Source organism: Kitasatospora sp. NPDC002551, from assembly GCF_040296005.1.
Classification (GTDB): domain Bacteria; phylum Actinomycetota; class Actinomycetes; order Streptomycetales; family Streptomycetaceae; genus Kitasatospora.
This window is the reverse complement of sequence record NZ_JBEOWI010000118.1, coordinates 1-7206: the sequence shown is the minus strand read 5'-3', so window position 1 is coordinate 7206 and position 7206 is coordinate 1. Positions and strand designations below refer to the sequence as shown.

6 protein-coding genes are annotated in these 7206 nt (G+C 71.2%); all 6 read left to right on the top strand.

The features are described from left to right. Positions 1-1113: conjugal transfer protein (locus ABT093_RS40055; RefSeq protein WP_350572440.1), on the top strand; the 1113-nt coding region annotated here is incomplete at its 5' end. 24 nt (positions 1114-1137) lie between these two features. Further along, a complete protein-coding gene (locus ABT093_RS40050; RefSeq protein WP_350572439.1) occupies positions 1138-1473 on the top strand; it encodes a hypothetical protein in 336 nt (111 codons plus the stop codon). Beyond that, positions 1470-2060, top strand: coding sequence for a hypothetical protein (locus ABT093_RS40045; RefSeq protein WP_350572438.1), 591 nt, complete (start codon positions 1470-1472; stop codon positions 2058-2060). Before ABT093_RS40050 ends, ABT093_RS40045 begins: the two co-directional genes overlap by 4 nt. Before the next feature lie 26 nt (positions 2061-2086). Next, positions 2087-2365 carry a hypothetical protein gene (locus tag ABT093_RS40040; RefSeq protein WP_350572437.1) on the top strand — a complete coding sequence of 93 codons (279 nt, stop codon included), beginning with the start codon at positions 2087-2089 and terminating at the stop codon, positions 2363-2365. Between the two features lie 86 nt (positions 2366-2451). After that, complete coding sequence (locus ABT093_RS40035) at positions 2452-5055, top strand: ATP-binding protein (protein ID WP_350572436.1); 2604 nt, start codon at positions 2452-2454, stop codon at positions 5053-5055. Next, positions 5052-7206: hypothetical protein (locus tag ABT093_RS40030; RefSeq protein WP_350572435.1), on the top strand; the 2155-nt coding region annotated here is incomplete at its 3' end. The genes ABT093_RS40035 and ABT093_RS40030, both read left to right, overlap by 4 nt.

Genomic DNA, 7206 nt, shown 5'->3' with positions numbered 1-7206 from the left:
CCCCGCCGGGCGGCGGCCGAGGACGACGCATGGCACCACGACCCCGCGGCGGAGCCGGAGCCGGACGTCGTCGACAGCGAGGACGAGACCGGCTGGCAGACCAGCACCGCCGGCCTGTCCGGCGCCGCTCGGCTCGCCCGCATCGGGGCCTGGGTCCTGATTGCTGCCGGCCCGCTGCTGGGAGTCGCGTCGCTGCTGGGCACCTCCGCTCCGGCTCAGAGCGCGCCCGCCGCGGCGCCGGCCGCGCAGTCGGTCGCCGACACCGGGCCCAGCGGGTTCGCGCAGCTGTACGTGGCGGCCTACATCGAGGCCGGGCAGGGCACCGAGAACTCGCTCAGCCCCTACTTCGCCGGGTCGATCACGCTGACCAACCAGCCGGGGACGCGCAGCACCACGCGCACCGTCGCGGTGGCCAGCCGCGAGGTACAGCCGGGCTACTGGACGGTGACCGTCGCAGCCCGCGTGGCGCAGAAGGACGCCAAGGGCGCCTGGAGCGACGCAGGCCTGCAGTACTACCAGGTCCCTGTCCAGGTGCTGGGTCCCCTGTCCGCGGGCGGGAGCAAGAAGTCCGACGACGCGGCGGCGGGCTACGCGGCCACGGCCCTGCCGGCCCAGGTCGCCGCACCGAGCTCACTGAAGCCCAGCGGGCTCGGCTACGGAACCGACCGCGGCAGCAACCCGGCCGACCCCGCGACGCAGACGATCGCCGGGTTCCTCGGCGCATACCTCGCCGGCAAGGGCGAGCTCGACCGGTACACCTCCCCCGGCGTCACCCTGCGGGCCATCGCTCCGGCACCGTACGCCGGCGTCGAGATCACCGGCGTCGCCGACGACTCCGGCAACGCCAGCAGCACGACGGTCCCCACCGACGGCGCCGTCCGTCAGGCCCTGGCCACGGTCAACGCCAAGGACGCCTCGGGCGCGACGTACCCGCTGACCTATGCGGTGACGTTGCGCTCGCGCGGCGGCCGCTGGGAGGTCGCCTCCCTCGGGGCTGCCCCGGTGCTCCAGCGCGGAGGCGCACCGGAGCTGGTCTCCCCCTCCCCCAACTCCGGCGGCACGGACGACACGGGGGCCAGCTCCTCGCCGTCGCCGTCGCCGTCGAGCTCCTAACCCTGTGATCCAGAGAGAAGAACGATGCACACCACCACCGACCCGAACACCGTCCTGCTGGCCGGCGACATCCTCACCTGGGCCACGACCAAGACCAACCAGATAGGCACCCTGGTCAAGCTGGTCGCCGGCGTCCTGGTCGTCGTCGCCATCATCGGCGCCTACTGGCGCACCAAGTCCTGGGTGGCCACCGCCGTCGCGTTCCTGCTCGGCGCCCTCGTCCTGTGGGGCATCGCCAACATGCCCAGCCTCCAGGGCAAGGTCGGCTCCGAGATCAACGACACCGGCGGCGCCAAGGCCATCCACCTCGTGGTCCCGCCGGTGACCAAGCCGGCCGTCGGTGACAGGCCCGTGCTGTGAGCGCCGACGAGGAGCAGCTGATCGGGCACTCCTACACCCGGGCGCGCAAGCACCCGCTGGTGATCGGGAAGCTCCCGGGCGCCGGACGGCTCCCCGGCGGCCCCTACACGATCACGCAGATCGTGACGATGGTCGCCACCTTCCTGCTCCTGATCATCACCAGGCAGCTGTGGGCTCACTTCGGCGTCATGAACGTCCTGGCGATGGTCATCCTGCCCTGGGGCACGGCCTGGGTCCTGCGCTACGCCCGCCTGGACGGACGCGATCCCGCCCGGGCACTGCGCAGCCTCCTGGTCTACGCGTCGACCCCGGCCGACGGCCGGCTGGCGGGCTCGCCCCAGCACCGGAGCCGGCCGCGGCTGGCCGGCGCCACCTGCACCGTCCACCTGCGCACCGCCCCTCGGGCCGCTCAGGCCAAGCCGGTCCCGGCGGCCGTCCCCGCGGCCCGGAAGCCGGCGACCCGGCCGGCTCCCCGCCCGGCCCCCGCTGCACAGCCCGTTCCGGCCGCAGCCTCGTCGGCGGCCCGGACCCGCCAGCCGGCCAAGTCCGGCCTGCAGGCCCTTCTCGCCTCACTCGACGAGCGATGACTCCTACCACCGAAGGACTTACCCGCATGAACACCACTGCCCCGACCGTCGCCTGCGACCACGCGCGCAAGATCGCCCACATCGAGACGCCGCTGATCACCGATCTGGTCGCCGCGATGTGGCACCTCGAAGCGGCCGCCGCGCGGGCCGGCAGCCCCGCGCAGGAGGCCCGGGCCTGCCGCGGCCAGGTGAGCGAGGAGCTCTTCGCCTCCTGGATCACCAGCAACGCCGCGCGCGTCCGCGCCGCCCTGAACCGGATCACCGCTCCCTACGAGCCGCCGGTCGTCCTCCCCCCGGCTACCTGACCTCCTCTCCACTCGCCGCGCCGGCCCGGCCTCCGGAGCCGACCGGCGCGGCACCCCTCGTACTTCGCACCGAAAGCAGGAATCTCATGCGCCTCCCCGTCCGGCACATCAGCGGCCACCTCCTCTGGACCAAGAACGCCGCCGTGTGGGGCGTGTGGAAGGTGGACTCCGAGAACTACACCCACGCCTCACGGGCCACGAAGCGGGAGCGGCTGGACGCGCTCGAAGCACTCTTCAAGTCGCTGCGCGGCGAGGTCCTGCTGCTGTCGCTGTGCCCGCAGGTGGACGCGGCGTCGGTGGTCACGCGTATGACCTCCGGGGTCGACCTCGACAAGTCGCCCGAGTACATCGACCTGTCCCTGAAGGTCCTCGACCAGCTCGAGGACTGGGAGCTGACGGGCCGGGTGGACTTCATCGCGGTTCCGCTGCCGACCGCCGACTTCAAGGAGTCGGCGAAGGCCGTGTTCGCCTCCGCCCAGGGCGAGCTGCTCTCCACGCTCGGCCTGCCGGTACCGCCGGTGAGCATCGCCGAGGAGGAGAAACGATTCGCCGATGCCCGGCGGATGGCCGCCTCCTGGCCGACCGGGATCAAGATGAGGCCGGCCACCGAGGCCGAGATCCTCTGGATATACGGACACAGCGCCCGCCGCGGCGTCAGCGAGCCGCTCCTGCCCGAGGAGGGCGCCGCCCGCTCCCTGCGCGGCCGCGGGCACACGGTCACCGCGCACACCCAGGTGATCTTGGACGAGGGAGCCCGTAGCGACAGCGGATCCAAGGCGCCGGTCAACCCCTTCCGTCGCCGCTACCTGAAGTCGTCGACCGAGCACGGTGACTCCTACCAGGCGTTCTGTGTCCTGTCCGAGATGCCCGAGAGCTTCGTCTTCCCCGGCAGCGAATACCTCAGTGCGCTCGACGACTTCGGGTTCCCCGTGGACTGGGCGGTCCGTCTGCACATTGAGGCCGGCTCCAAGGCGGAGCCGCGGTCGCGCCGGCAGCAGCGCGAGCTCGCCCATCAGCGAGGCGAGTACGAGGGCGAGACCGCGGGCGTCCCGGCCTCCCTGGACAAGGCGTCGTTCCAGCTGGACGAGTACCGCGACCGCCTGACCTCCTCCTCGACAGAGGTCGAGATCCGGGCGACCGTCATGACGTGCGTGTGGGGCGCCGACGCGGACGAGGCCAACGAGAAGGCGAGCAGCCTGGCCGCCCACTTCGGTGGCAACGACTACACGCTTGTGCGGCCCGTCGGCGACCAGGCCGCGCTCTTCCACGCGATGCTCCCCGGCGTCCCCACGCCCAAGCCCGTCATGGACTACACCCAGTACCTCCTCGCCCGTGACTTCGCGATGGCCCTCCCGTTCTGCGGCGCCGCACTCGGCGATGACACCGGCAGCCTGTACGGCCTGCAGCTCAACGGCGGCGGCGTGCGCCCGGTCCTGGTGGACTTCAGCCACGGCCCGAAGGTGAACGCGAGCGCCTCGGCGGCGTTCGTCGGCGAGCTCGGCTCCGGCAAGAGCGTCGCCATGAAGACGGCGATGCACTCGATCCTGGCCACCGGCCACCGTGAGGGCACCGCCGGCAGCCGGGGCCGGGCGCTGGTCATCGACCGGACCCCGCAGCAGGAGTGGAGCCGCTTCGCCGCCGCGTGCCCGGGCACCACACAGATCATCCGGGTCGACGAGACGGCCGGCATATCCCTCGACCCCCTGCGGGTCTTCCGCGGGCCGCGGGCAGCGCGGTACTGCGAGTCCTTCCTGACCCCGCTGCTGGGCATCGGCTCCATGAGCGTCGAGGGCGTCACGCTGGCCGAGGCCATCGAGGCGACCCGTCTTGCGCCGAACCCGAGCATGAGCGCCCTGGTCGACACGCTCGCCCGCCGGGCCAAGACCGCGGACCCGGACGAGCCCAACGACGCTGCGGTGCGCGCCTCCGCCTCGGAGCTGGTGCGCACCCTCCGCGCCCTGGCCAAGAAGGACCTGGGCAAGGTCATCTTCGACCCGACGCTGCCGGTCGTCCAGATCACCAACGCCGACAGCATCGTGTTCGCGGTCGACCGCATCGGCCTGCCGACGAAGGAGGAGCTGGCCGAGCACCGCCTCGGCAGCCTGGAGATCGAAAAGCTCTTCGGCTGGCGCCTGATGTACCTGATCACGGCGCTGTGCAGGGAGATCGCTTTCTCCAACCCGGCCGAATTCACGGGTGTCTTCCTGGACGAGTGCTGGTGGCTGACCTCGAGCGCGGAGGGCTCCAACCTGCTCCTGGAGATCATCGCGGACGGCCGCAAGCACTTCGCGGGTGTCTTCGCCGGCAGCCACGACCCGTACGACATCGGGCCGCGGAACGAGATCGGCGACAAGATCAGGTCGCTGCTGTCCCACATCTTCGTCTTCCGCCACCGCGGCAAGACCCTGGCCAGCCGGTGCCTGGAGTTCCTGGACCTGGACCCGGCCGACCCGCAGATGCTCAAGGTCATCACGGAGAACCTGAGCCCGATCAACGTCTCCGACACCGAGCGGCTGCTGCGGGCCGGCGAGTGCCTGTACCGCGACCTGCGCAAGCGGATCGGCGGCATGAAGGTGCTCATCCCGGCGGATGAGCGCGCGGCCGACGCGATCCACACCACCCCTGGCGGCAAGGACTCCGACGTCGACGAGCTGGACGCGGTCCCGGTGCTTGAGAAGAGCCTGGCATGAAGGGCCGCCGCGCAACCGTGCGCCGCCCGCAGACCGGCCGCCGCCGGGTCTGGCTCCTCGCGATTCCGCTCGCCGTCTTCCTCGCGCTGTTCGCCGCCCTGGCATGGGCCGACCCGGTCCCGACGCCGTCGCCGGGTCCGGCCCCCTCCGCCCCGGGCTCCACCCCGTCGCCCAAACCGACACCGGCGCCCAAGCCGACGCCGACGAACCCGATCACCGAGCCGCGGCCGGGCCTGTCCCCGGCACCGCCGGACGGCAAGCCCGTCGACGACCTGAGCAAGTCGCCGGCGGACGCCTCGGACGGACTCCTGCAGCCCTTCAACGTCAAGGACCAGTACGGCGTACCGATCTCCGCCTACACCGTCAGCGCGGACACCGGCGGCTGGACCGACATCGACCTGAAGATCTGGAACATCCTGGCCCAGTTGTTCTTCGGCATCGCCAAGTGGTTCATCGGGTTCGCCTGCTGGCTGATCAAGTGGGCGCTCGACTTCGGCCTGGCCAAGATCCTCGTCGGGCCGGTCGACCACATCGCCACGACGATCCGCGACCAGGTCATCAACAGGTTGGGCCTGCCGGGGCTGTTCCTCACGTTCGCGGGCGTCTACGCGGGCTGGCACATCATGTTCAAGCAGAAGTCGCGGGGCTTCGCCGAGGCTGGCGTCTCCCTGGTCGTGGCCGCGATCGCCACCACGGTGCTGCTCTCGCCGGCCCAGGTCCTCCTCGGGACCCAGGACCAGCCCAGCCCCGGCGGGTCGACGATGCTGCTGTCCCAGGAGGGCCTGCTGGGCAAGTCGAAGGACCTGTCCCTGCAGATCTCCAGCCTCGTGCTGTCCGAGGACCCCAGCCGCACTCAGGCCCAGACCGCCACCGTCAGCAAGCCGATCACCGACGCGTTGGTCGACGCCTTCATCGTCAAGCCGACCCAGCTGATGCTCTACGGGCAGGTCTTCGACGGGAAGTGCGCCGAGGCGTTCGCCCAGGCCAAGCTCGTTCAGTACAACTGGTCACAGAAGGGCCTCAACTTCTGGGAGGCCACCCGGGCGAACCCCGGCGGCGCGTCCTACAGCGACCAGCTCCTCAACGCCGGCGACCAGTTCACCAAGGCGTGCCAGGGCCAGAACACCAAGATCCAGGCGAAGAAGGCCTCCGCCGACCTCACGTTCTCGGCCGCGTTCGTCGCCCTGGCCGCGATCATCGTCTCGGTCCTGGTGGTCCTGGTCACCGGCGGCTTCCTGACCGCGCAGGGTTGGATCGCATTCGAGGGCATCCGCGGCCACTGGGCGCTGTGCGCCGGCATCCTGCCCGGCGGCGGGCGCGCCGTCCTGTGGCGCTGGGTGTCCGCGATCACCAAGGCCGTGTTGGCCGTGGTCCTGTCGATCCTCTTCTTGGCGATCTTCATCCTGATCATCATCGCGCTGGTCCGCGCCGACACCGGCAGCATCCTGGCGGTCAAGTTCATCGCGATCGACATCACCGCGATCGCCGGCCTGGCCGGGCACAAGAAGATCAAGGAGACCGCCCGGCAGATCTCCGTCAACCTCAACCGCCGTCTGGCCAACGCGAGGATCGGTGGCTCGCGGCAGAGCGTCTTCAACACTCCGGGCCGGTACGCCGAGACCGCCCCCGGCCTGAAGCAGGTGTGGGGTGAGGCCCGTGGTGAAGCGCGGAAGGTCACCACGCCCCTCAGCAAGGTTGGCCGTACCGCCAAGCAGCTCTGGACCGGTCCGCCGCAGGCCGGGAAGAAGGGCGGGCGCGTGCGCGCGGCCGCGAGACTGGCCACCAACGTGGCGACCGCGGTCGGCACCGGCGGCACCGCGACGGCGGCGAAGATCGCAGCCCAGAACGTGGCGAAGCAGACTTTGAAGAAGCGTCTGGCCACGGCCGCCGCGAACAAGCTGTCCCAGACCAGGGGCGGCCGGGCCACCATGGCCACCGGCAAGGTGGCGGCCGCGGCCGGCAAGTACGGGTGGAAGGCCACCAAGTTCACCGCCCTAGCCACCGTCGGCGCACCGGTCGGCATCCCGCGAGGAGTCGCCGCGGCCAAGCGCGGCACAGCGACCGCGAAGGCCCGCGCCGAACAGGTCAAGGGCCAGCTCACCGCCGCCAAGGACCGGACGTCCGCCCGGGTGGACAAGAAGTTCGGTGAGG